This is a genomic window from Kribbella sp. NPDC051137 (genome assembly GCF_040682535.1).
Taxonomy (GTDB): Bacteria; Actinomycetota; Actinomycetes; order Propionibacteriales; family Kribbellaceae; genus Kribbella; species Kribbella karoonensis.
Genome location: NZ_JBFBBI010000005.1, coordinates 277,744 through 302,884 on the forward strand (window position 1 = coordinate 277,744; position 25,141 = coordinate 302,884).

The following is a 25,141-nucleotide window of genomic DNA, read 5'->3' on the forward strand; positions in this document are numbered from 1 at the left end:
GCGGTCGTGGTCAGCACCTGGCCACAAGGGGTCAGAACCCGTGGCCCGATCGGGCCGGGGCCTACCGTCCGGGGTGTGATGACTGTCAGAACGGGCCGCTGGACCGCGGCCGCCGCCGGGGTACTGCTGGCCGGGCTGCCGACGTTGGCGCCCACTGCGGTGGCCGTACCTCCGGCCGGCATGTGCCAGAACGCCGAAGCAGGCGGTACTCCGGTGAACAAGTTGCCGTGGGCACAGACCTGGCTAGCGCCGGACCGGGTGCCGCCGCAGGTCACCGGCCGCGGCGTGACCGTCGCGGTGATCGACTCCGGCGTTGACGCCGATCATCCGCAACTGAACGGCGCCGTGCTCCCCGGCCGCGACCTCCTGACGCCCGGAGACCTTCGCGCGAACTTCGACTGTGTCTCGCACGGTACGGCGGTGGCGAGCATCATCGCCGCGCGGCCGGCGCGCGGGATCGGCTTCCGCGGGATCGCCCCGGGCGCGCGGATCCTGCCGATCCGGGTCAGCGAACGGGACGCGAGTGAGCAGACCGGCGAGTCGGTCGACGCGACGGTGTTCGCCGGCGCGATCCGGTACGCCGCGGACGCCGGCGCCTCGGTGATCAACATCTCGCTGTCGATGTACTCGGACCTGAAACCGGTCCGGGACGCCGTCCGGTACGCCCAGCGGCACGACGCGCTGATCGTCGCGGCGGCCGGCAACGCGCACGCCCAGCAAGGACCGGACCCGGTCACGTACCCGGCGGCGTACCCAGGGGTCGTCGGCGTCGGTGCGATCACGATCGACGGCACCCGGCTGTCCAACTCGCAGGTCGGCTCGTACGTCGACATCTCCGCGCCCGGCGGCGGCGTACTGGCGGCGACCCGGGTCCGGGGCCACCGCTACTACGACGGCACCAGCTTCGCGGCGGCCTTCGTCAGCGGTACAGCGGCCCTCGTCCGCGCGGCCGATCCGCAACTCCCGGCGAGCGAGGTGGCGAACCGCCTGATCGCGACGGCCACTCCCGCGCCCGGTCCGGCGGACCAGTACGGCGCCGGCGTGGTCAACCCGTACCGCGCCGTGCAGGACGTCCTCGCCTCCGCGAAACCCGCCGTACTGCCACGGGTCCGTCCGGTGAAGGTCGACGCCGCCGCGGAACGACGTACCGCCGTCTGGGACGCCGCCGGGCGCGACGGCCGGCGAATCGCCTTGTTCGCCGGGGTTCTCGCGGGCTTGCTGCTCGTCGCCGCGGTCGTCGTACCGCTCGGCCGGCGGCGGGGCTGGCGGGCAAACTGAAGACCCGGCCTCCTCGATGGAGGCCGGGCCGTTGTTCTCAGACCTGGTCGAGTGCGTTCGCGGCGACGTTGTCGGCGCGCTTCATCCCGATCCACGAGTCGTCGAGCGCGGTGCTGCGGCGGCCGAGCACCATGTTGATCTCTTCGTTGGCCTGGGTCCAGAGCTGCTGCACCTGCTGCATCTGCGGCGAGCCCTCCTGGCTCCTCCAGGCGGCGAGCAGGTTCCGCATCGCGTGCTGGAACTGCTCCTGCAGGTCGGTCACCTGCTTGTTCGCGGAGGCCATGTCGACGGCACCCTGCGCCATCTGGTCGAACGGATAGTTGAGCATCCTGGGTCCTTTCCTAGAGCACCTTCGTATCGATGGACACGCCAACAGATCCACCGGTGCCACCGCCGCCGGACTGGGCACCGTCAGCGCCGAGTCTGCTGAACGCCGACCGGCTGCCCGCGTCCTCGCTCTCGTACGCCGTCTTCGACGTGGTGATGCCGTCGGCCATCCGGTGCAGCTTCGCGCACAGCTGGTCGACCGCTTCGAGGTGGTTGTGGTGGCCCTGCCAGAACACGGTCTTGATCTCGCCGTCCATCGGGGTCAGGCTCGTCATCGAGTTGTCGAGCATGGTCATCACGGATTTCAGCGCGTCGCCGATCCGGGCGGCCTCCGCGGCCGTCTGCACCATCCTGGTGGTTTCGGTCTCCACACCGGCCATGGTGTTTCCTCCTCCGTTGGGATTGCCGGTACGTGATCACCGGTCGGTGTCACGCTGGTTGTGGCGGTCCGGCTAGAGCCGCCACAGGTCTTCGTCGAGTACGTCGCGCTCGACCGCGCGGGTAGGTGTGCGCTTGCGTCTCCGCTGCGGTACTCCGGCCGGGCGATGCTCGCCGTTCCGTCCTTGCAGATCGGACTGCACACCGTTGCGGCGCATCCGCTCGGTCTCGCTCTGCTCGGCCGGGACGTTGAACCCGGGCTTGCGGTTCGCTCCGGCGCCGGGCTTGATGTCGCGCCCACCGTTGCCTCCGGCCCCCATTCCGCCGGTCTGCGGCGGGTACATCGGCGGCGTACTCTGCTGCGTGCCCGTCGTGGACGTCGTCGACGTCTTGCCGGCCAGCGTGGGCTCGGAGCCCGCCGTACCGGCGACGGTCGTGGACTTCTGTACGGGCGTGCTTTCCTTCGTGCCGGGCTGGTGCCCGAGCGAACTCCCGCCGATCGAACCCGTTGGAAAGGCGCTGGTTCCGCCGTTGCTCACGGTTGGAAGGGCTGTGTCCGGATGGAAGACGGGCGCGGTAGTGGTCCCCGGTCCGCCCGCGAGCGACGGATGATCGGCCACCAGTCCGTCCATCGACGACTTCGCCGGGTCCGTGCCGGTGATGGCGGTGGTCGGCGTCGTGGTCGGCGGCGTGGTCGGCGTGAGCAGGTCCTTGAGGTGCTGCAGCGCGGTGATCCCCTTGTCCGCGATCTCCGGCACCTTCGCGACCACGTCGAGGAACTTCCCGGCCTCCTCGATCGGATCCTTCGCCGCGGGCTTGTCGTCCGGCTTCTTCTCGTCCGGTTTCTTGTCGTCCGGACTCTTGTCGTCCGCCGACACCTTGGTCGGCCCGCCGGCGTCGGTGCCGGTACCTCCACCGGCTTTGGCAGTGTCCGTCCCGTTCCCCTTCGCCTGCGGATCGGACGGATCTCCGGACGGGCCGATCTCCGGACCGGCCCACTTGGCGAAGTCGGCGCCGACCTTGTCGAGCACCAGGGCCAACGCCTGGGAGACGGTATTCATCTCGGCTTGTGCGGCGGCAACGGCGTTCTCGACGACCTGCTTGGCCCAGTCGCGTGTGTGGGCATCGTTCGAGGCCAGGTCCTGCTTCGCCTGGTTCCAGGCCGTAAGCAGCTGGTCCATCCGGCCCCGTGCGTCGGTCAGCGTGTTGCCCATGGTGTTCATCCGGCCCGCGATGTTGTTCGCCTGCACGCTCCAGTTGTGCAGGAAGTCCGCGCCTTTGAGCACCTCGTCCCGGAACGTGACCCAGGCTTGGGAGCCGGTGCTCTGCTGCCAGGTGTGGACGTCGTTCAGCGCCGTCGTGAGGTTGCCGGCGGCCGTCTGCAGGTCGTTCGAAGCATTCGTCCAGCGTCCGGCGTGGGTGTGCCAGGGGTCGGGGTTCTGCGTCTGCAGTTGTGCGTGCATCCGGCTGACATCCGTCTCGGACGCATAGGGGCCTTGCTGGGGGCTGTTGGTCATCGCGTGATCCTCGGGTGGTGGTGAGCAGCGGCTACACGCGGTCTTCGGGGAACTCGGGCAGCTGCGGCGGCTTGTCCTGCTTGCTGTTGGCGATCATCGGCAGGTGCTCCGCGCTCCAGACCTTGTTGAGCTCCTCGGCGTTGGCCGAGTCGGTCTGTCCGAAGTGTTCGGCGATGTCGCGGGAGAGCTTCGCGAACGCCTCCAGTCCGCGACGGCCCCGGCCCAGGTGGTACTCGGCCAGCATCGCGATCTTGGTGTATTCGTGCGCGGCCTGCGGACCGCCGACCACGTCGCCCTGCAGGTCGTCGCCGGCGTCGTCCGCGAAGCCCGGCACCTGGATGCCGCCGACGGCGGTCGCGAATCCGCAGAGTTCGGGATACGAGAATTCGAGGTTGCCCATCAGGCTCCGTTCGGGTCTTCGACAAGTTGGATGAGTTGGGCGTCACCGCGGCGGCCTACCAGGCGGCCGCGGCCGGGTGGGAGGGTTTCGGGCCGGGCGGTGCCGAGGAGCGGGCCTTCGGACCGGTCGCCGCTGAGCAGCAGGCCGGGCGTACCGAGGTCGCGCAGGCGGGCGATCAGCGGTTCGAAGATCGCGCGGCCGGCGCCGCCGCTGCGGCGGGTGATGATCAGGTGCAGGCCGATGTCGCGGCCGTGGGCCAGGTAGTCGACGAGGCCACCGAGCGGGTTGCCGGTCTGGCCGACGACCAGGTCGTAGTCGTCCACCAGCACGTGGATCTGCGGACCGGTCCACTCCCCGGATTGCCGACGTTCGAGGACCGGGACCAGGTCGGCGACCATCGCCTCGACGCCGCGCGGCTCCGAGAGCGTCCCCATCACATGCTCGCCGGTGATGCCGAGCGAACGGCGGTAGTCGACCAGGATGATCCGAGCCTCGTCCGGCCGGTACCGCTCGACGAGCGTCCTCCCGAGCCGGCGCAGGAACCCGGTCTTCCCGGACTCGGTGTCGCCGAACAGCAGGAAGTGCGGGTCGGCCTCGAGGTCGACGGACACCGGCCCGAGATCGCGTTCCGCCAACCCGATCGGCAGTCCCTGCACGGGTCTCCTCCGCAGTACGGCGGTGAACTCGGACTCCTGCAGGTGCAGCGGCAGCAGCCGGACGCGCGGCGCACCCGACACCGGCCAGGCGCCGGCGAGCTGCGGGCCGAGGTCGGCGTCCGGCGTGGCGATCACGAAGTGCTGCGCCTTGTCGGCGAGCCCGCGCCCGGGCTTGTCCGCCGGTACGCTCATCGCCGCCCGCCGGTCGACGACCGAGTCGGACGGGTCGCCCAGTCGCAGCTCGATCCGGGTTCCGAACAGGTCGCGGATCGTGCCGCGCAGGTCGAACCAGCGGGAACAGGTCGCGACCACGTGCACGCCGTACGCGAGCCCGCGTCCGGCGATCTCGCTGAGTGTCGACTCCAGGTCCTCGAAGTCGGACCGCAGCACCGACCACCCGTCGATCACCAGGAACACGTCGCCCCACGGGTCGTCGAGCAACTCCCCAGCCGCCCTCCGTTGCCGGTACGACGTCATGCCCTCGATACCGTGCTCCGCGAAGTACCGCTCCCGCTGGACGAGGAGCTGCTGTACTTCGGCGACCGTCCGGCGTACGGCACCGACGTCCAGGCGGGATGCGACACCGCCGACGTGCGGCAGCTCCCGGAGGCCCATGAGCGAGCCGCCTCCGAAGTCCAGGCAGTAGAACTGCACCTCGCGCGGCGTGTGTGTCAGCGCGAGCGCCGACACGAGCGTACGGATCGCCGTACTCTTGCCGCTGCGCGGGCCGCCGACCACGACCGCGTGACCGGCTCCGGCAGCGAGGTCCACGACCAGCGGGTCGCGCCGTTGCTCCAAGGGCTTGTCCACCAGGCCGATCGGCACGCGCAGCGTCCCCTGCGCTCCGGCCGCCGCTACGGTGAGCCCGCGGTCCGGGTCAACGGTCAGGGCCGGCAGCAGGCTCGTGAGCGACGGCGGGTCGTCCAACGGCGGCAGCCAGATCTGGTGGGCTGGTTTTCCCTTGTTTTCCAGGCGATCCACCAGGATGTCGAGTAGCTTCTCACCCACGCCGTCCTCTTCCGGCTGCTCCTGTACTACTGCAGTCGGCATCGACACGTACGCGCTGGTGTACTCGGCCACGTCGTCCGCGACCTCATTGGACACCGTGTGAGCAGCTGCCCGGTGCACACCGGACACGTACGCCGACCGGAACCGCACAAGCGTCTCCGTACCGATCTGCAGGAACCCATGCCCCGGTGCCCGCGGCAACTCGTACGCGTCCGGCATGCCGAGCACCACTCGGCTGTCCATCGCGGAGAACGTCCGCAGACCGATCCGGTACGACAGGTGCGCATCCAGCCCGCGCAGCCGGCCTTCTTCCAGCTTCTGGCTGGCCAGCAGCAGGTGTACGCCGAGAGCACGGCCCAGGCGACCGATCTGGTTGAACATGTCGATGAAGTCGGGCTTCGCCGACAGGAGCTCGGAGAACTCGTCGCAGATCACCAGCAGCGTCGGCACCTCCGGCAGGTCGGCTCCTGCCGCTCTGGCGAGCTCGTACTCTCGGACCGACTCGTAGTTGCCGGCCCGGCGCAGCAGCTCCTGCCGACGGATCAGCTCACCACCGATCGCGTCAGACATCCGGTCGACGAGTGCCAGCTCCTCACTGAGGTTGGTGATCACCGCACTGGTGTGCGGAAGCCTGTCCAGCTTGGTGAACGTGGCACCGCCCTTGAAGTCCACCAGTGCGAAGTTGAGGCTGTCGGACGAGTGGGTGGCCGCTAGGGCAAGTACCAGCGTCCGCAGCAACTCGCTCTTGCCCGAACCGGTCGCACCGATCAGGAGGCCGTGCGGGCCCATGCCGTCCTGTGCGGACTCCTTCAGGTCGAGTTCTACCGGCGTACTGTCCGCCGTGACACCAAAGCGGACGCGTAGCCGGTCCCTGTTCGGCCTGGGTCCCCAGTGCTGTGCAGGGTCGAAGTTGTACGGGTCTCCGAGACCTAGGAGGTCCGTGAGGCCGAACACCGAAGCGAAGCTCTCCTCACCGTCTCCACCCGCCGACAGCCTGAGCGGCGCGAGCAGGCGCGCCAGAGCGTCGGCGCCCTCGATGGTGAAGCTGTCCGCCAGGCCGACGTCAGACTCGCCGTCCGTCGTGACACTGGTGAGTGCGCCGTCGTCCGCGACGTCGAGCAGCACAGTGGACCTGTCGAGCAGCCTCGGCGGCTGGGTGGTCAGGTCGATGACACTGACGCCCTCCACGCCGTTGCCGGTCATCAGATGGTCAGAACCGAGCACGTCCCCGCCGTCGATCAGTACGACGATGTGCGGCCCGTCGACGCGGCTCGTAGCTGCGGGGTCGAACCGGGGCCGTTGCGCGAGCAGATCACCCAGCACGGACTCCAGGTCCGCAACACTCTTGCTGATCAGGCGAATGGGGCCCAAGGCATCGGACTTGTCCGGGTGGTGCGCATGCGGCAGCCACTTCAGCCACTCCCAGTCCGCTCTGGTCTCCGGCCCGACAACAGCCGTGATCAGCAGGTCGTCCGGTGAGTGGAACGTGGCCAGCTGCGCCACAAGTGCGCGGGCCAAGCTCTGCGCACGGTCCGGCTCACCGTCGACGTACACGCGGGCGAAACCGCGCAATGCCATCGCCACCGGCAGGCCTGGCACGGACGAGTGCGTCGTGATGAAACGGCGCAGTGCACCGGCTGACAGCGGCTCCAGCTCCTCCAGCGGGACTGTGTCAGGCGGAGCGATCGGTGTGGCGAGTGGCTGCGCTCCCGTGCCGACACGGACGATCGCGAAGTCCGGGTCGTTCCGGCGACGCTCCCAGAGCCGATAGCTCTCCACCAACGTCCACAACTGCGTCGGATCCGGATGCAGGTAGGACAACGCAGTACGTTGCTGTACGACGGCCCGCCGAGCGCGGATGCGCTGCTGGGACAGGTGTCTGAGGTATCCGCGTCGTGCTCGCGCCATCTCCCGGCGCGGGGCGCCCTGGCCCGCGAACGCGACCGCGGCCATGCCCAGCGCCGACAGGCCGAACAGCCCGCCGACGATGTAGCTCATCTTGCCGCCACCGCCGAGCGTCGAGTACATCAACGCCATCGCGCCGCCACCGGCGAGCATCGGCACCATCATCACGTACTGCGAGAGCTGCTTGCCCGCCGGACGCGGCAGGGCCGGCGGCGGGTCGAGGGTGACGTCGCCGCTCGGCAGCGCGGGGCCCTCGCGCCGCGGCGGTCTGCTGACGATGACTGTGGACATGTTCCAGGACGCTAGGCGCCGGACGCGACGTACAGGAGGTGACGGCCACTAGCGGACTGTCCACAAGCTGCAGCCGTCCGGTCCGGTCGTTCGGCGCGTGTCACGGTGGCCGGCGTGAGCATTCGTGGACTGGTCAAGGTCACCATCGACGCACCCGAACGCCGCATCGACCTGGCACTGCCGGAGCGGTCGACGGTGGCCGAGGTGCTGCCCGGGATCCTTCGGCACGCCGGCGACGACCTCGCCGACTTCGGCGCACTACAAGGCGGTTGGGTGCTGCGCCGGCCCGACGGCGAAGCCCTGGACACGCACCTGGACCTGTCCAGTCAGGGCGTCCGGGACGGAGAGATCCTGCACCTCGCCCCAGCCCACCAGCACTGGCCGGAGCTGGAGTACGACGACCTGGTGGACGCGATCGCCACCGACGCCCGGTCCGGCGGACGGGCGTGGACACCTGGAGCGAGCCGCTGGTGCGGATTGATCGCGTCTGCTGCCGCGTTGCTGACGTGTCTGGTCCTCATGCACAGCGCGTACTTCGCACTTGGGTCCGCGGTCGTGCTGATGGCGATCGCGGTCCTGCTCTCGCGTGCTGTCGGTGACGGGGCGGCCGCTGCGACGACCGGTGCGATCTCGCTGGTGTTCGCGGTGACTGGTGGTGCGCTGTTCATCCGGTTGCCGGAGTTCGGGGCGCCGCAGCTCACCGTGGGCGGCGCTGCACTATTACTGTTCGGGCTGCTCGGCTACGTCGGGATCGCTCGCCATACGGCGGTTTTCGTGGCTGCCGTGAGCGCAGGCGTGCTCGCGCTCGTTGCAGGCTGGCTAGGTGGGGCCCTGGACTCTACGCGCTCAGCAGCTGTGGTTGGTGCGGTGGCGGTCGCGCTGATTCCGGTAGCCGCTCCATTGGCGATGCGGATCGGCCGGCTGCCCAAGCCCGTGCTTCCCACCAGTACTGCGGATCTGCTGGCTGACGCGCCACAACCACCTCGACGCTTGGTGCACGCCGCCGTACTGCGGTCTGCTGCGCTGTACACCGGCATACTCTCCGGTCTTGCTGTTGGACTCGCCTGCTGCCTGTATGTGCTCGCAGGGTCGGCGTCCACCCCCGGCCGGGTGCTGGTGGTGCTGGCCGTCGGCATCTGCCTGCTGCGCTCGCGGCTGCTTCCTGTGGTGGCGCATCGGCTGAGCCTTGTGGTCGCGGGCCTCGTCGGGCTCGGCTGCTTGCTGGTGCAGTCGCCGTACCTGCTGTTGGTGTTCGCAGTCGTGGCTGCGTTCCTGGGGCTCTGGTACGCCCGGCACCGGCCAGGGGCGTACCTGGCCCGGTACGCCGAGCTGGCCGAGGTCGTACTGGTGCTGCTGGTGGTCCCGGTCGTGCTGTGGGTGCTCGGGCTGTACGCCTACGTCCGTGGGCTGGGTGGTTGACCGATGGCGTCCAAGAGGGACCAACTGCAGTCACACCAGTTCGTCAAGCAGCGGATGACCCATGCGTTGCTGCTGCGCGAGACGGACCCGGAGTACCCGCCGTTCCGCCGCGGCATCGTGGCCATGCTGGTCGGGATCGGGCTCGCCGTACTGGTGCTGGCCGGCTCCGGCGTGTACGGGCAGCTCTCGCCAGGTGGGAAGACGTCGTGGAAGTCCGGTGACCACGTGATCGTGGAGAAGGAGACCGGCACGCGGTACGTGTACCGCGACGGGGTCTTGTATCCGGCGGCGAACTACGTGTCCGCGTTGCTGCTGGCGAACAAGTACAGCACTCCCCTGATGGTGTCCGCCAAGTCCTTGCTCGGTGTGCCGCGCGGACAGCGGGTAGGGATCGCCGACGCGCCGGACTCGCTCCCCGACAAGGGACGGTTGCTCAACGACGGGTGGTCGATGTGCGCCAAGCCGGCGACCGATTCCTCGGGCAGCCCGATCGTCCGGTCCGTTCTTCTCGTCGGAACCGAACAGAGCGGTCCAACGGCGGACTCCCTCCTCGTTGTCGGGCCGGGCGGTCGCCGGTACCTGATTTGGCACGGCTACCGGCACCTGATCCAGCAACAGGCCACCGTCGCGGCAGCACTCGCTCTGAACGACGAGTCCTGGATGCAGGTCCCGTCCGTCTGGCTTGACCTCATTCCGTCCGGTCCACCGCTCGGCCCGATCTCGGTACCTGGTGCGGGCTCTCCGTCCGCTCTACTACGACCAGGTCGCGTCGGGACGCTGTACGTCGTACAGACGTCGACCGGGCAGGGACAGTATTACCTGCTGCAGCGAGACCGACTGGTGGCTATCACCTCGCTGCAGTACGACGTGCAGCGCACGGCTCCGGCAACACGCGCGGCGTACCCAGGTGCTGTGCCAGAGGCCGTAGCACTGGATCCGGCTGTGGTGGCGCAAGTGTCCGGCGGTGTCGGTACGACGACCTCCGACTCCGCGCTGCCGGCGACCAGGCCGACGTTTGCGCGGCCGGACTCATCCGGGGTGTCGGTGTGTGCGGTGTTCTCCGACGGGCAGTTCCGGCCGCGGTTCACGCTGGCCGGGTCGCTTCCGTCAGCAGGTGACGCCGGGGCGACAGCAGGACGCGACCAGAACGGACTGCCTCTGGCGGACGTGGTTGTCGTACCGCCCGGCCACGGCGCCGTCGTCGAGTCGATGGCGTCACCTGGGCAGCCGGCCGGGTCGGGGGCCTTGTCGTTCGTGAGCGATCTCGGACGGCGGTACCAGCTGTCGAATCGCGACGTACTCGGTGTCCTCGGCTACACCCAGCCGCGCGTGGTGCGGCTGCCCGCCGAGCTGATCAGCCGGATGCCCGCGGGCCATGCGCTCGACCCGTCCGCAGCGACGTACCCGATCGGCCCCTGATGAATCTAGGAGGAAATATGGACATCGGCACACTGACCGTGGTGCCCGACGAGTTGCGCCAGTTCGCCGCGCTGGCACCGCTGGCCACGGTCACCCCGGTTTCCGGCACGGTCCAGGCCACACCGCCGCTGGCCGGTCCGATGCCGGAGAGCGCGACCGTGGAGGCCCACGTCCGGTTCTGCGTCGAGCACACCGGCACCGTCACGCTGCAGGCGACCAATGGCATCGCCTCACTGATCGACTCGGCGCTCTCGATCGCGAGCCGTTTCGAGACCGCCGACCAGGCCAACGCCACCGTGCACCGGGCGCTGGCCGACGAGCTCCCGGACTGATTGGGGACCGCGATGGGTGCGTACTTCGGGATGGAACTGAACACGATGGCCGCGATGCTCTACGGGCAGCGCGCCGAGCCCTGGCACGCGGGCGCCGACATGTGGGGCTCGGCCTGTCAGCAGCTGCTCGCGACGCACGGCGACCTCGGCGCCGCGAACGCCGCCATCGCCACGTGGCCGCTCAGCGTCGGGTCCGTGTCGCAGGTCGCGTTCAACGGGCAGGTGATCGGCAGCCTCGCCTCGCTCGGCGAGTGGGCGGCCTACACCGGCGCGATGTCCGCGGCGCTCCGGCTCGGCGGTACGGCGCTGAACGCGGCGCAGGCGGTGATGCCGGCGCTGCAGAGCGGCTACGACACCGCGGTCTCGCTGAGCGCGGTACCGATCATCGGGCCGTTCGCCGCGCAGGTCGCGGTCGGGCTGCAGCAGGTCGGCGCCGGGATGATGGAGGCGGTCGGCGTGGTCATGCAGGCTCCGACCGCGGTGCCGCCGCCGGCCCAGGGCTGGCAGGGGCCGGGCGCTGACGCGGCACCGACACCCGCCTCGCCGGTTCCCGCCGTACCGGCGACCGAGGTGCTGGATGCGACGGAGAAGCTGTTCAACACGATGGACAAAGGCGTCGGTCTGCTGACGACGATCACCGGGCTGATGCAGTCGGGCGGCCTCGGGAGTACGCCGGGGGCGACGACCAAGCTGCCGGACTTCAAGAACCTGCCCGGGACGCTCATCCACTCGGACCTGCCGACGCTGGCGGGCGGGACGGCCACGCCGCCGGCCACATTGCCGGAACCGGTCTCCGCGATCACCTCGGCCGGGACCAACCTCTCCGGCGGGATGCCCGCGGCGGCGCTGGCCGGATCGCTTGGGGCGCTGACGAGCTCGGCGGCTTCGGTGAAGCCTGGCAGCCTGGGTTCGACAGGTGCGCGGATCGCGGCCGGGACCGAGCCGGCGCTGGCCGGCGGTACGGCGCGCGCGGCGGCGACGGCCGCTGCCAAGGCGATGCCGACGATCGCACCGCCGATGTCAGGCGGCGGTGGTGGTAGCGGGTCGAACGAGAGCCGCCCTGGCAACCGCAAGCGGCGCTCGGAGGAGACACTGCGCCGTACAGGCGTCCAGCCCGACCTGCAGGGCCGTACCGCGCAGGAACAGTTCACCCTCCCGCCGGTACGTCGACGTACCGCCGCTGGGCCGGTTCTGGACGACGAGCTGTTCACATGACGACCACGCCGACATCAGCCCCGCAGGTCGCGGCCGCAGTTGCACCCGCGGCCGCCGGTGCGGTCACGAGTACGGTGGCGCCGCCGCGGGCTGTACCGGCGGTGGCGCCGGCACAGCCCGCCGTACGGCCGGCTGCTCCACCTCCCGTGGCGCCTGTGGCTGCTACGGCAGCACCTGCCCCGGTTGCTGCTCCCCCGGCCGAGGTCCGGGGGAGGCCGCGCGTACGGGTGGGTCAGGTGGTCAGCTGGCAGCTGGCGGTCGGTGTGGTCGCAGCCGCGATCGGCCGGGGCTGGGTGGCTGCGGTTGTCGCCGCACTGGTCGGGCTCGTTGTCGTCGGAGTGACGGCGAGCTGGCGGCGGGAGCTGTGGTCCTACCAGTGGCTGTACCTCGCTATCGCGTACGTGGTGCGCGGTACGCAGTTCCACGGGCGGGACGGGGCACGGGGTGAGCTCGAGGACGGGGCTGGCACCATCGTCCGGTCCGACGGGCTCACGGTGCTGCTGGAGACCGACGTACCGCCAGAGCTGACCCCGGCGGAGCTGCTCGACGAGACCACCGGCGTACGGCTGAAGCTGCTGCGGCGGCCCGGGCGGGCCTGGATCGCGCTGACCGCGCTACGCTCTGCGGATCGCCCACGGGACTCCGAGCTGGAGCTTCTGCTGTCCAATACGGTCCGGCGGCTGTCCAGGCGGTTGCGCCGCCGGAACTTCCGGGCTGTACCACTGGGCCCGTCCGAGCTGACGCAGGTCCTGGCCGCTCTCAGCCCCGAACAGCTGACCGAGGAGTGGGACGCACTGACCGTCGGCCCGGCTCGTTTCCGGATGTACGCCGTACCCCCGCAGCTCGCCCTGCAGCAGCCCGGAGCAGTCGCAGTCAGCACCTCCAGCGACCTCGACCACGCACTGGTGCTCGCTCCGGCGGACGCTCCGGTGGCGCCGGAGGCAACAGCGCTCACCGGTCGGCACAGGGCTGCGTTTCTCGCCGCGCAGCCCTGATACAGCGGCCGCTGGACAGCCGCTGTATCGGCTGTATCGGGCCTGGACAGCCGCAAGATCCCCGCTGGATGACGGCTCGGGATGGTTCTGGTGTTCGCCATCGAGTCCGTCCGACTCACCGAATCCAGCGAGGTGTCCCGTGTCCCAGTCAGAGCCCGTCGAAGGCGCTTCGTACCCCCGTGCGGCCCGCTACCCGCGTGCCGTGCCCAACGCTCCGCAGGTCCGCACCACCGGACTGCGGCTCGCCCATCTGGGCGTCGACGCGACCGCCGAGCGCACCTACTTGACGGTGCTCGAGCGGCCGTCCTGGACCGCCGCCGAACTCGGCGAGCGGCTCGGCCTCGACGAGGAGTCCACCCACGAGGTCATCCGGCACCTGACCGCTCTCGGCCTGCTGGCCCGGGACGGCTCGGGTGACGGATCCAGTCGCACGGTCCGGCCGCTCAACCCGCGGCTCAGCCTGACCGCCCTGCTCGCCGAACGCGAGGCCGACCTCGCCCGGGTCACCCGGGACCTGGAACGCAGCCGGGTGGCCGCCGCCGAGATCGCCGGCGAGTTCGCCCGCCGGCACCCGGCGCCGCTCGGCGACAGCAACGGCGCCCTGGACTGGGCAGGCAGCCCGGCCGCCGCACAGCGCACCATCGAGGGCCTGCTGAAGTCGGCCTCAGGTGAGGTGCTGGTGAGTACGCCGGCCACAGCTGCCCTCGCCGACCCGATCGCGGGCCTCCGTGAGCTTGGTACGGGCGTCCTGGCCCCGCCGGTGCGCTACCGCATCCTGGTACCGGACGCTGCCCGCACCGACCCGATGCTGGCGCGCCGGCTGCAACAACTGACCCGTAACGGCGCCCAGGTCCGTACGGCGGCCACGGTCCCGCTCTGCGCGATGATCGTCGACTCTGCGACCGTCGCGCTGCCGGCCGACCGCACTGGTCGTGGAGCGGTCAGCATCCTCCGGCTGGCCGCTGCTGTCGGCGCGATGACCGAGCTGTTCGAACGGGTGTGGCACACAGCCACCCCGCTCCGCCAGCCGACCGGACTGGGCGACGCGTCCGGACTGACCGTCCGCGAGCGTGAGGTGCTGTCACTGCTCAGCGACGGCGGCACCGACGCCTCGGCCGCCGCACAGCTCGGCGTCTCGGTCCGGACCGTACGCCGGATGGTGTCCGAGATGATGGCCCGCCTCGGCGCGCAGAGCAGGTTCCAGGCCGGGCTGAAGGCCTCCGAGCGCGGCTGGGTGGGTACGCGATGAGCCGCACGCTGCTGGTGTCGCCCGACCGGCCCGGGGCGTACCCGAGCATCGGGTCCGCCGTACTGGACGCACCCGACGACGCGGTCATCTCGATCGCTCCTGGCCTCTACCGGGAGACCATCGACCTGGCCGACCGCTCGGTGACGCTGACCGCGGCCGACGACGTGGTCATCGACGCCACGAGCACTACCGCACCCGTCCTGCGTGCGTCCGGCGGCCGGCTGACGCTCCGGAACGTGACGGTCCGCGCAGGCGACGCCCCGGCGATCCAGCTGGACGGCGGGACGCTACGAGCCGAACGGTGTGTCCTGTCGGCCGGCTTCGGTCCGGTCGTCCAGGTCACTGGTCCGGCCGACGTGGCGGTCGCACATTGCGAGGTGAGCGGCGGCGAGCACGGTCTGGTGCTGGAGGACTGTACGGCGAAGGTCGATCACACCAAGGTGACCGCAGTGTCCGCCGACGGCGTCATCGTCCGGCTCGGCGCGACCGTCGTACTGCACGACTGCCAGATCACCGACTGCGGCCGCCGCGGCGTCTACGCGTACCAGTACGGTCGCCCGACCATCGACACCTGCGAGGTCTCCGGCACGTCGGAAGCGGGCATCCTGATCGCTTCCGACTCCACAGCGGTACTGCGGCACACGGTGGTGCGCGACGCGTCCGGGCCGGCTATCGCGTACGGCAGGCGCTGCGGCGGTGAGGTGGTGTCCTGCCGCTGGGAGAACACGGCCGAGCCCGCACTGGAGCTGGCCGAGCCCGCACTGGTCTCGGTGACAGCTGCTGAGCAGTCGCGGGTGACCACAGACGAGCCTGCCGGCGCAGACGTGCAGTCCTTGCTCGCGGAACTGGACGCAATGGTCGGCCTGGCCAGTGTCAAGGACGAAGTACGGAGCCTGATCGACGAGATCCAGGTCAACGAGTGGCGACGGCGGGCAGGGCTGCCGACCGGCAGCCTGAGCCACCACCTGGTGTTCGCCGGCGCTCCCGGGACCGGAAAGACCACCGTTGCCCGGATCTACGGCAAGCTGCTCGCTGCACTCGGCGTACTGCCGAAGGGCCAGTTCAACGAGGTGTCCCGGCGGGACCTGGTGGGTCAGTACCTCGGCCATACGGCCGAGAAGACCACCATGGTGTTCGAGGGGGCGACCGGCGGCGTGCTGTTCATCGACGAGGCGTACGCGTTGTCCCGGGCGGGCGCCGAGAACGACAGCTTCGGCCAGGAGGCGATCGACACCCTGGTGAAGCTGATGGAGGACTACCGCGACGAGGCCGCAGTGATCGTGGCCGGCTACAGCGACGAGATGCTGCGGTTCCTGGACGCCAACCCCGGCCTGGCGTCCAGGTTCTCGAAGACCATCGACTTCGAGAACTACTCCCCCGACGAGCTCACGCTGATCGTGCAGCGGATGGTCGCCACCCAGGAGTACGACCTCGACGACGAAGCCGCGCCGCTCCTGCACCGGCACTTCGCGGTCGTCTCGCAGACCGCCAACTTCGGCAACGCCCGCGACGCCCGGCGGCTGTTCGACCGGGTCCGCAAGGCGCAGTCACAGCGGCTGAGCCGGCTGGGCGGCATTCCGGCCGTCAGCGAACTGCGGACACTCCGTCTGGACGACGTGACCGCGGCCGTCTCATGACACCGGGTCGAGAACCGCGACGAAGTCCGCCAGCAACGCGGAGACCCCGTCGAGTACGGCGTCGAACTGCGGGCGCTCGCCAATGGTGCCCAGTACTTCGCACTGCGCCCACAGCGACGGCGCTACCCAGCCCCACTGCCACAGCTCGTACGTCGTCGCCGGAACAACTGCCAGCGGCTCCAGGCCCGGCAGACCGATGGCGAACTGCTGCGGGTCATCCGGACGGTTGCCGAGCCCGATGAACAACGGCAGCAGCCTGTACCGCTGTGCGAACGCAGTCACGTCCTCAACCCGTACCAGGAGCCCCCGGCGCAGCAGTTCGTCCACATGCTGCTCACCCGTGGTGTCCGACTGGTGTGCGCCTACCCAGACAGCGAACTCTGGCTCGCTCAGCACCTCCTCCGAACCACCAACGCGGACTATGTACTCGTCCCTGGACCGCAGCCCGGCGCCATGGCCGACAGGAAAGATCACGGCTGCTCCTCCGTCGCCAGGTCGAGACACGCCGCACTGGGTGCCAGTAGCGCGTGCAGTGAGGTCAGTACGGCGGTCAGCTCCGCGTCGTGGGCCTTGCACGCAACCAGGAGATTGGGAGACAGGTGACCCGACAGCCAGAGGTCGTAAAGCGTACGGGTCATGCCCGTGAGCGCGACCTCCGTCGTACCCGATCTGAACACCGCCGTGACCTCTGGGGTGTTCCCGAGGCCGAGGTGCAGCGGCAACAGTCGGTGCCGTGCAGCGAAGTCCGCCGGGCTGTCCAGGTCCACCTCGGCGAGCAGGTTTCTCGCCAGCAGCTGATCGACGCGGTCCGGGATCTCACTGCCGGCCAGCAGCTCGAGGATCCGCCGCCGGTCCCAGCGTCCGCGGTCGTCGGCCAGACCGTGTGCCAGCGACCAGACCGCGAACTCCTCGTCGGTCAGCCCAACGATCTCACCACCGAGCCGCACCTGCTGGACATGACTGTCCGTGGCGCTGGCGTAGTACGTCCCGAGGCAGTGGCCGATCGGGAACATCAACGTGGTCATGCGCCTCACGGTGACAGCCTCGGCGGACGGGGGCGGAGGGCTTGCAGCATGTGGCCAGAGTGTGGCCGCAGCCGCCGGTGTCGCGGCGAACGACCTGTTCACAAGAGAAGATGGACAACGTGACAGACACAGGACCGGCCGTTCCAGGCTGTACGGACGCGGTGCTGGTCCGGTCCGGTATCCCTCAGGTGTACCGATGCCTACGGCAAGGGACGACGGTCAGCGCCCTGGTGTACCCGGTGCGGGTCGACGCGGGCACTGCGGCCGTCTTTGCCAAGCAGGCGAAGGCCCTGCAGGGCGTTGACCACCCGCAGGTGGCACGTGTGCTGGAACCGGGCACGACCGACGGATACCCGTACCTGATCACCACTGCTGACACAGGCACGCTGGCGGACCAGTTGCGCGATCAGCTCCGTTCTCCCGCGGACCTCGCCGTACTGGGTCAGCAGCTCGCAGAAGGACTGGCCGCGATCCACGCCGCCGGACTGATCCACGGTGGCCTCACACCCGGTGCCGTGGTGCTGCAGCAGGACGGGCGACCGCAGCTGTCAGCTCTGACGCTAGGGCTCGGCCAACACACTGGCCACGCCGCCCTGAACTCACCGAGCCAGCTGTACATCGCACCGGAGACCCTGCGCGACGGCACCCTGACGGCAGCGTCCGACCTGTACGCGCTCGGTGCAGTGCTGTACGCCGCCGGCAGCGGCAAACCACCGCTCGCAGCGCGCATGGGCGAGACTGCCGGCGAACACATCCTGCGGGTGCTGAACGACCCACCCACGCGCCTCGACGTGCTGCCGGACTCGTTCGCCGAGCTGGTCGCGCGGCTCCTCGAGAAGGACCCGGCCAAACGTCCTGGGTCCGCGGCCGAGGTAGCCGCGGCTCTGGGTGTACTCGCAGCGTCCACCACGCCGATGCCTGCCGCCCGTTCGGTCGCTCCGGCAACCGCTCCTGTGCCGAAGCCTGCCGCCGCGATCCGGCCACGGCCGACCGTTCTGAAACGCAAGGACCTCCCGTCGTGGCCTGCGGCAACCAATCCGAATCCACAACCCCAGCCACAACCACAGCCGCAACCGGCGCCACAGCCCGTCCTGGCACCTCCAACGCCTGCACCGGTTCACCAGGAGCAGACGCCACCACCGCAGCAGCCCGCCCCGCCGAAGCAACGGTCGAAGCGCCTGCTGGTTGCCGGTGGCGTAGTACTCGCCGCGGCGCTCATCACGGGCTTCGCCCTGGCCAACCGCAAGGATCAGACCGACCAGCCGCCGATCAGCGCACCCACGCCGACGCAGTCGTCCACACCAGCACTGGTCATCACACTGAACCCGCCCGTGGACCACAGCACGTACGTCGAGCTCAGCTGGAGCGGACCGCCAGACGTGAACTACGCGGTCGTCGTCGCCCAGGCAGGCCAGAAGGCCACCACGAAACTCGTCTACAAGCAGACCAAGTACCGGGTCGCCGTGGTGCCGGGAGTGCAGTACTGCTTCGCGATCCAGGCAACGGACGGGCTCAACCCGGCCCAGTCCCAGTCCCGCCCGATCCGCGACGCCCGGTGTGAGGGACGCTGATCAGCCGATCAGGCTGCGCGCGCTGAGCGTCGTCCGGATCCGCTGCGACAGCCGCCCCTCGGCCAGCCCACGACGGGCCTTCCGTACGGCGGACCACGCGAACTCCCGGTCCGGGTCGGAGTCCTGCCCGGACCACAGCGCCCGGTCCAGACACCCGGCCAGCAAGGTCATCGCCTGCGACACTGCCCCGTCCGAGTCCCGCGCCAGGTCCCGTGCGGTCGCGGCCGGCGTCACCCGGATGCCGTGATCCCGCAACAGGTCGCGCGCTTCGGCCCACGCCCCCAGCGTCCCGTGCCGCCGTCGGCGCCGACGACGTACAGCCTTGGCCAGCGGGACGCCGAGGAGCCACAGCAGCAGTACGACGACCAGCACGCCTCCCGCGATCAGCAACGCTGCCCAGCCCGGGAAGTGGTGCGTGGACTGGGCCTTCGGAGCGGGGAGGTTCGGCTCGGACTGGTGCTCGCGTTCGATCTCCTTGGTGGACGGCAGGTTCTTGCGCACGGTCTCCGCCGCACCGGCCAGGCCGCCCTTGCTGGTCGTGGACGTCGCCGTACCTGTCGGGTCGAGAGGCACCCAGCCGACACCGGTGACTGCAACCTCTGGCCAGGCCAGTACGTCGCGGTTGCGGATCACGTACGTACCGTCCGGGCTCGGTGTGTCCGGCTGTTTGAACCCGACCACCAGGCGCGCGGGCAGCCCGAGCAGGCGGGCCATCACGACGTACGCCGCCGCGAACTGTTCCGACGTACCGCGCTTGCTGTGCAGGAGGAAGTAGTTGAGCTGGGCGTACCCGTGGCCGGTCGGGAGGTTCTCACCGGTCGCGAGCTTGTAGTTCGTCCGCAGGTACTTCTCGAGGACCAGTGCGAGCTCGAACGACGGCCGGACCTCACCGCCGATGCCGCGGGCCAGTTCGTCGATACCCGTCGGCACCTCGCCGAGGTCGTCGCCGCTGCGCAGGTCCGGGTCGACGCCGGCCGATGCCAGTTCGTCGACGTCGACGGTCGGCTCAGCCCAGTTGACGCGGTACTGCGAGGGCCGTGCCTGGTCCGCCAGCAACGCACCCGACGCCGGGTCCACCAGGAGCGGTTTGTCGTCCACCACGGACAGCGTGCGGCTCTGACTCGGCAGCCACGGCAGGGACCAGTCCGCCAGCGCTACGTCCGCGGACTGCCGCCGTACCGGGACTGTCACGTGCGAATCGAGCGGGAGCTCGCGTCCGAGCCGCTGAAACTTCGGAGCGGCGGTCCAGGTCACCCCGTCGAACGAGTCGAGCGCAATGACCGGCCAACGGTCCACCGGGCCGCTGGCGCGTGCTGTGAACACCACGGTGTCCGGTGAGTGCAGTCGCGCGGCAATCTCGGTCAGGGGGTTGCTCAACACCGTCGGAGAATCAGGAGGGCTCGGCTTCGGCAGGTGCACCGCACTGGACGTCGGCAACGCCACGCCAAGCGTGCTGGCAGCTACGGCCATGGCAGCGAGTGCTGCGACCAGCCGGGCCCAGGACCCCCACTGCGCCATAACGAGCACGCAGCAGGCTGTGAGCGCCAGCCCTGCAAGCACTGCGTCGACACCGGTCACGGTGACATAGGCCTGCGACAACCCAGCCACTACGACCGCAGGCAGCAAAGCCAACAGCCGTGAGCGTTGCAGCACCCGCGCACCGATCAGACACGCAAGAAGAACGAGTACTGGTACGAACGCGACCAGATCAGGCACAGGACTGGCCGGCCACGTCGACTCGAGCGTACGGCGCCAGCCAGAGGTCACCGCCTCCCACAACGACACCGGGCGCTGTGCAGCACCAGGAATGACCGCCAGCAACGCGACAACGCCACCGACCAGCGTGAACGGTACACGCCAACGAGCGAGCCCTGGCCGGTGCAGGATCGATTCCTCAACCAGGTAAGCGACAACTGCGACGGCCAGCATCGGCCAGAGCACAGCCGCCGTACCGAAGAGCGGTGCGAACAACAGGCCCGCTACGACGGCGGCAGCGAGTACTCCGAGGATCGGTAGCCGTCGACTCATGTCGGTACGACGTTCCAGGCGTCGACCGCGTTCTGCGCGTTGTCCGCGTGGATGACATGCACGCCGGCCGTCGTGTGCAGCGCCGCCTCCTCGTGCGTCACGTCGACGTACACGACAGGCGAGTAGCTCGTGCGTACGGTCGACAGGTCACCTGCGTCTCCCGTGAGTACGACCAGCGCGCCGCCGTCACGTATGGCGGGCAACGACTCCAGCAGGTTGGTCGTGGTCGTCGACTGCTCGATCCTCGCCAGCTCGTCGAGCAGATCGCTCACGGACTGTACGTCGTGGTCCGTACCGCACGGCGTGGTGAGCCGTAGCCGCTGCCCGGACTGCGCAGCAACCACCAGGATCGAGGCCGCGACGGAGACGGCGGTGTCGAACTGGTCAGCGGTCAACACCGACGTACGCGTGTCCAGCAGCACCTGCAGCCGCGGCTGATCCGGGTCGACGTACTCACGCACCATCAGCCGCCCTGCGCGCGCGGACGCCTTCCAGTGCACGTGTCTGACCTCATCACCCGGCACGTATTCACGTAGCCGACGCAGGTCGATCGACCCGCGCAGGGGGCCCGCGGACACAGGCCCTTCGAAGTGGTGCCGTTGCCGGATGCCGGCCGCTGTACGTGCGGCGTACCGCTTCGGGTGCACGAGAAGCGTTGCAGCACTACCGATCGATACCCGACAGGACACGAGGCCGAAAGGGTCGGATCGCCTGAGCATCAACGGCCCAACCGCTAGAGGACCTCTACGAGAGGTCGGCAGCTCGTAGTGGTACGTGGCAGCACCGTTGGGTGCCAGGGCCGCGACGGCTATCTCGGACTGGTGCGGGCCGGCCGTGTCAGCCGCTACAAACGTCGGCTGTCGACGGCTGGCCTCGTTACGCACGACCAGCCGCGCCAACGCAGGCTGACCACATTCGACGCGGTCCGGGTACAACACACGCTCCACGGTGACCTTCGGACGCCGTACGACGGTCAACACGCTCACAAGGACTGCGGCGAGGCCTGCTCCGGCCAGCACCTGCAGCATCGGGTAGCCGAGCAGCTGTCCCGCCAGCAGCAGAGCGATCGACCCACCCAGTACTCCCCAGGCTCGCAGGGTGAGCCGCGTCGTCATGACACAACGCCAAGAGACCGCTTGAGATCACGTCGTACGGGGTTACCGGGAGCCGGGGTGTCTTCGAGTACGTCGTCCACCACGCTCTCCGCAGTACGCCGAGCCAGCGTGGCGTCCGCGGTGAGCACCAACCGGTGCGCAAGAACCGGGTGGGCGATGTTCTTGACGTCGTCCGGCGTCACGAACGACCGGCCGTCCGTCGCAGCAATGGCCCGGGCCGCCCGAACCAGGGCGATGCTGCCGCGCGGGCTGGCGCCGTACCGGACCGCACTGTGCAGACGGGTGGCCGCAGCGAGCCGGACGGCGTACGCCATCACCGCCTCGTCGACGTACACCGACTTCACCGCGGCTACGACACCCCGCAGGGTCTCCGGGTCGATCACCGGCTCCAGGTCGTCGGGGGTCGGCCCGGCGCCGTCCAGCGCGACCACCTCGACCTCGGCGTCGTGGTCCGGGTACCCGATCTCGATCCGCAGCAGGAACCGGTCCAGCTGCGCCTCGGGCAACTGGTAGGTGCCCTCCATCTCGATCGGGTTCTGCGTGGCCAGGACCATGAACGGGTCCGGCACCCGATGGGTCTCCGCGTCGACGGTGACCTGTCGCTCGGCCATCACCTCGAGCAGCGCGGACTGGGTCTTCGGCGTACCGCGGTTCACCTCGTCGGCGAGCACGACGTTCGCGAACACGCCGCCCGGGTGGAACACGAACCGGCCCTGGCCCTGGTCGTACACGACCACGCCGGTGATGTCACCGGGCAGCAGGTCGGGCGTGAACTGGATCCGGCTCCAGCGACCGCCGATGCTGCGTGCAAGGCTCCGGGCCAGGCTGGTCTTGCCGAGTCCGGGCAAGTCCTGGATCAGCAGGTGCCCGCCGGCGAACAGGGTCGCAACCGCCAGCCGTACGACCTGCGGCTTACCGCGGATCACCCGCTGCACGTTGGCCGCGATCAACTCGTACGCCTGCTGTGGCTCCATGCTTCCGCCCGCGTCCCGCATACCCACTTACCTGTCCTTCCGTCGCCGCGCGGTACGTCGTACGGCCCCGGCCGGCGCACTGGCCGGAGGCAGCGCGGGAGCACCCGCCGCCGGGGTCGCCGTCGTGGATCCCGCCGTACCAGTTGCTGTTGCACTGCTGCTGTTGTTGCGTTCGCGGGTGATCGCCTTGACCGAGACCGTCACCGCGACCGCAGACAGACCGGTGTAGCGCGTGCTGGTCGTCGTAACGGTCCTGTCCGCCTGGCCGGTCACTGAGACCACGTAGTGCACCAGTTGACCGCCGTTGAGGTTCGGCGCGGTCCAGGTCACCGTGAGCGAGCCCTTGCCCGGGGTGGCAGTCACCTTGGGTGCAGCAGCCGGACCGTACGGGTAGACCGTACGGCTGGCGGCGGAGCGCACCGACGTACCCGCGTTGTTCGTGGCTGTCACCTGGTAGCTGACGCCCTTGCCCTTGGCCGGATTGAGCGTCGTCGTGGTGGTGTAGGTCGGCACCTGGGTCTTCGTACCGTCCGAGCCGATCACCGTGTAGCCCGTCATCGTGTAGTCCGACGCGTTCGGCGACGTCCAGGAGACCGTCACCGATCCGTCCGGCTTGGCGGCCGCCGTGACCTTGGTCGGCGGCCCTGGCGGATCAGCCTTGCCGTTGATCGAGATCACCTTGGAGTCCACGGCCGGCCCGGACCCAACGCTGTTGATCGCCTGCACAGTGAAGATGTAGCCGCCGCCGTTCAGCAGTTGACTGAAGGTGTGGCTCCGGGCGCTGCCGGAGACGGTGGCCGTGCCAGACGCCGGCAGACCGACGACGTAGGTGCCCGGTGCGACCCGGAAGCTCACCTTGTAGCTGGAGATCGCAGCACCGTTCGCGCGGGCGGCCGTCCACGTCACTGTCGCCTTACCGCTGCCAGGCTTGGCCGTCACCGAGCCAGGCGCACCAGGCGCGGCCGGAGGCGGCACAGGCTTCCGGGTCGGCTTGGCTGTCGGCTTCGTCGGCTTGGTGGTCGGCGGCGGCGTCGGCCGGGTCGTCTCGGTCTTCTTCGGCCTGTGCTCGGTCGGGTGCGGCGGCAGCACGGTCTCGGTCGCGTGCGGCTTGCCGATCGTCACCTGGACCGGCGGCAGGATCGGCCGGTGCGTCGGCGTTGGGGTCGACGGGGTCGACGTCGGCGTACTGCTCGGGGTCGGTGTGGTCGGGTTCGGAGTCGGCTTGGTGGCGGACGGGGACACCGGCTTGTCGCCGCCGTCCACGTCCACCTCGCTGACCGAGCCGTCACCGTCGACCACGGTCACCACCTGGCCGGTCTCGTCGTCGATGTACAGCCGGCCGTCCTGCCCGGCCGTGACCCGCGGGCCGCCCTTGCGGTCGCCCTTCTTCTTTCCGAGGTCGTGTGTGTGCAGCGGCTTGCCGTCCGGCGCGAACGTCCGTACGACGCGCTTGTCGGTATCCAGTACTGCGACGGAGGCCCCGGCCGTGGCGACAGCGTCGTACCGTCCCGGCGGCAGGTTGATGCTCTCGGCCGCCTTGGCACCGGTTGCGTCGACCAGCAGCAGCCGCTGGCCGGCCAGGATCGGGATGCGGCCGTTCACGTCAGCCTGCGCCACGACAGAGGCGGTCGGCAGAGCGCCGGAAACGTCCAACGCCACCGCATGGCCGGCCTTGTCACCGGTCAGCGGAGTCAGGGTGCGTTTGCTCAGGTTGGCGAACGCAGGCTTGCCGGCCAGGCTCAGCAGCGCACCAGCGTCCTTGCCCTGGGCAGGCAGCTCACACGCCAACGTTGTCGCCGCAGGTGCCAGCTTGCAGAAGTGGTCCGCGTCGCGCAGCCACAGCGCACCGTCGGCGGTTGCGATCGCACTGGACACCACACTGCCCACGGTGACCGTCTGCAACTGGTCACCGAGCCGGACGATCTGGCCGTGCTGCCGGTAGACCAGGTACGGGCCGCTCTGGGCCTCGATACCGATCGGTTCCTCGGGGATACCGATCCGGACCGAGTTCTTCACGGTCAGGTTCGACTTGCCGAACACGATCACGCCGTCGGAGCGGACGACGTACCCGTTGGTGGCGCCCTGGACGACCTGGCTGCCGGCCTCGGCGTGGACGCCGCGAAGCTCGGCGTCGACGTTCTTGCCGCCGCCGTCGACCCGGAAGACCGCGCCGAGGGTGGCGTTGTAGACCCAATGCCCGGCCTGCTGGAACGCGACCGCCGGGGCGCCGCGGCCGAGGGCCGAGTACCCGATGAACGTCCCGAGGACCAAGGCCGCGATCGTCCACCACGCGACGGGGCGGCGGATCGCACGGGCGAGGCGAGTCATGAGGCTAACGTGCCTTTCGATTGTCCAGCTGCGGTACAGCGGCGATACATCCGGCCACGAGACGTCCGGAAGCG

At 69.6% G+C, this 25,141-nt stretch carries 20 protein-coding genes; 9 read left to right on the top strand and 11 right to left on the bottom strand.

Translation table 11 applies throughout. From position 1 onward, the window contains the following. Window positions 1-78: 78 nt before the first annotated feature. Complete coding sequence (mycP, locus tag AB0M51_RS27305; RefSeq protein WP_344200573.1) at window positions 79-1,278, top strand: type VII secretion-associated serine protease mycosin; 1,200 nt, start codon at window positions 79-81, stop codon at window positions 1,276-1,278. Between the two features lie 37 nt (window positions 1,279-1,315). Here the strand turns inward: mycP and AB0M51_RS27310 are convergent, their stop codons facing one another. The 5 genes from AB0M51_RS27310 to eccCa all read right to left on the bottom strand — a co-directional run bounded on the left by AB0M51_RS27310 (window position 1,316) and on the right by eccCa (window position 7,760). Beyond that, complete coding sequence (locus tag AB0M51_RS27310; RefSeq protein ID WP_344200575.1) at window positions 1,316-1,606, bottom strand: hypothetical protein; 291 nt, start codon at window positions 1,604-1,606, stop codon at window positions 1,316-1,318. Between the two features lie 13 nt (window positions 1,607-1,619). Then, complete coding sequence (locus AB0M51_RS27315) at window positions 1,620-1,985, bottom strand: hypothetical protein (RefSeq protein ID WP_344200578.1); 366 nt, start codon at window positions 1,983-1,985, stop codon at window positions 1,620-1,622. 72 nt (window positions 1,986-2,057) lie between these two features. Beyond that, window positions 2,058-3,500, bottom strand: coding sequence for a hypothetical protein (locus AB0M51_RS27320; protein WP_344200581.1), 1,443 nt, complete (start codon window positions 3,498-3,500; stop codon window positions 2,058-2,060). 31 nt (window positions 3,501-3,531) lie between these two features. Continuing rightward, a complete protein-coding gene (locus AB0M51_RS27325; RefSeq protein ID WP_344200584.1) occupies window positions 3,532-3,900 on the bottom strand; it encodes a hypothetical protein in 369 nt (122 codons plus the stop codon). Further along, entirely contained in the window at window positions 3,900-7,760 is a 3,861-nt protein-coding gene (gene eccCa, locus AB0M51_RS27330) for a type VII secretion protein EccCa (RefSeq protein WP_344200586.1), read from the bottom strand. Before eccCa ends, AB0M51_RS27325 begins: the two co-directional genes overlap by 1 nt. Before the next feature lie 114 nt (window positions 7,761-7,874). On the opposite strand from eccCa, the gene eccD reads away from it, so the two are divergent. The 7 genes from eccD to AB0M51_RS27365 all read left to right on the top strand — a co-directional run bounded on the left by eccD (window position 7,875) and on the right by AB0M51_RS27365 (window position 16,026). Continuing rightward, window positions 7,875-9,179 (top strand): type VII secretion integral membrane protein EccD, encoded by a 1,305-nt coding sequence (eccD, locus tag AB0M51_RS27335; RefSeq protein ID WP_344200589.1) that lies wholly within the window; start codon window positions 7,875-7,877, stop codon window positions 9,177-9,179. Between the two features lie 3 nt (window positions 9,180-9,182). Further along, window positions 9,183-10,598 (top strand): type VII secretion protein EccB, encoded by a 1,416-nt coding sequence (gene eccB, locus AB0M51_RS27340; RefSeq protein WP_344200592.1) that lies wholly within the window; start codon window positions 9,183-9,185, stop codon window positions 10,596-10,598. Window positions 10,599-10,615: 17 nt separating this feature from the next. Next, a complete protein-coding gene (locus AB0M51_RS27345; protein WP_344200594.1) occupies window positions 10,616-10,930 on the top strand; it encodes a hypothetical protein in 315 nt (104 codons plus the stop codon). A gap of 12 nt (window positions 10,931-10,942) precedes the next feature. Continuing rightward, on the top strand, window positions 10,943-12,145 hold the full coding sequence (locus AB0M51_RS27350; protein ID WP_344200596.1) for a hypothetical protein: 1,203 nt from the start codon (window positions 10,943-10,945) through the stop codon (window positions 12,143-12,145). Further along, complete coding sequence (locus AB0M51_RS27355) at window positions 12,142-13,140, top strand: type VII secretion protein EccE (protein WP_344200599.1); 999 nt, start codon at window positions 12,142-12,144, stop codon at window positions 13,138-13,140. Before AB0M51_RS27350 ends, AB0M51_RS27355 begins: the two co-directional genes overlap by 4 nt. A 202-nt stretch (window positions 13,141-13,342) precedes the next feature. After that, window positions 13,343-14,389, top strand: coding sequence for a LuxR C-terminal-related transcriptional regulator (locus AB0M51_RS27360; RefSeq protein ID WP_344200602.1), 1,047 nt, complete (start codon window positions 13,343-13,345; stop codon window positions 14,387-14,389). Further along, on the top strand, window positions 14,386-16,026 hold the full coding sequence (locus tag AB0M51_RS27365) for an AAA family ATPase (protein ID WP_344200605.1): 1,641 nt from the start codon (window positions 14,386-14,388) through the stop codon (window positions 16,024-16,026). Before AB0M51_RS27360 ends, AB0M51_RS27365 begins: the two co-directional genes overlap by 4 nt. On the opposite strand, the gene AB0M51_RS27370 is transcribed toward AB0M51_RS27365, so the two are convergent. Next, window positions 16,021-16,500, bottom strand: a complete 480-nt coding sequence (locus AB0M51_RS27370) for a hypothetical protein (RefSeq protein WP_344200608.1) — start codon at window positions 16,498-16,500, stop codon at window positions 16,021-16,023. The two genes, AB0M51_RS27365 and AB0M51_RS27370, sit on opposite strands and share 6 nt — an antisense overlap. After that, complete coding sequence (locus tag AB0M51_RS27375; RefSeq protein WP_344200611.1) at window positions 16,497-17,051, bottom strand: hypothetical protein; 555 nt, start codon at window positions 17,049-17,051, stop codon at window positions 16,497-16,499. The genes AB0M51_RS27370 and AB0M51_RS27375 overlap by 4 nt, the downstream gene beginning before the upstream one ends. A 119-nt stretch (window positions 17,052-17,170) precedes the next feature. Between AB0M51_RS27375 and AB0M51_RS27380 the strand changes: the two genes are divergently transcribed. Continuing rightward, window positions 17,171-18,622, top strand: a complete 1,452-nt coding sequence (locus tag AB0M51_RS27380) for a serine/threonine-protein kinase (RefSeq protein ID WP_344200614.1) — start codon at window positions 17,171-17,173, stop codon at window positions 18,620-18,622. Here AB0M51_RS27380 and AB0M51_RS27385 read toward each other — a convergent pair whose 3' ends face one another. The 4 genes from AB0M51_RS27385 to AB0M51_RS27400 are packed head-to-tail and all read right to left on the bottom strand — an operon-like array spanning window position 18,623 to window position 25,067. Beyond that, window positions 18,623-20,650 carry a DUF3488 and transglutaminase-like domain-containing protein gene (locus AB0M51_RS27385; protein ID WP_344200617.1) on the bottom strand — a complete coding sequence of 676 codons (2,028 nt, stop codon included), beginning with the start codon at window positions 20,648-20,650 and terminating at the stop codon, window positions 18,623-18,625. It abuts the gene before it with no gap. Further along, window positions 20,647-21,765: a DUF58 domain-containing protein gene (locus AB0M51_RS27390; protein WP_344200620.1), complete on the bottom strand. Its 1,119-nt coding sequence runs from the start codon at window positions 21,763-21,765 to the stop codon at window positions 20,647-20,649. The genes AB0M51_RS27385 and AB0M51_RS27390 overlap by 4 nt, the downstream gene beginning before the upstream one ends. Then, the gene (locus AB0M51_RS27395; protein WP_363751507.1) at window positions 21,762-22,760 is read right to left on the bottom strand and encodes a MoxR family ATPase; all 999 of its coding nucleotides are present in this window, start codon (window positions 22,758-22,760) and stop codon (window positions 21,762-21,764) included. Before AB0M51_RS27395 ends, AB0M51_RS27390 begins: the two co-directional genes overlap by 4 nt. Before the next feature lie 6 nt (window positions 22,761-22,766). Beyond that, a complete protein-coding gene (locus tag AB0M51_RS27400) occupies window positions 22,767-25,067 on the bottom strand; it encodes a fibronectin type III domain-containing protein (protein ID WP_344200626.1) in 2,301 nt (766 codons plus the stop codon). Between the last annotated feature and the right edge of the window lie 74 nt (window positions 25,068-25,141).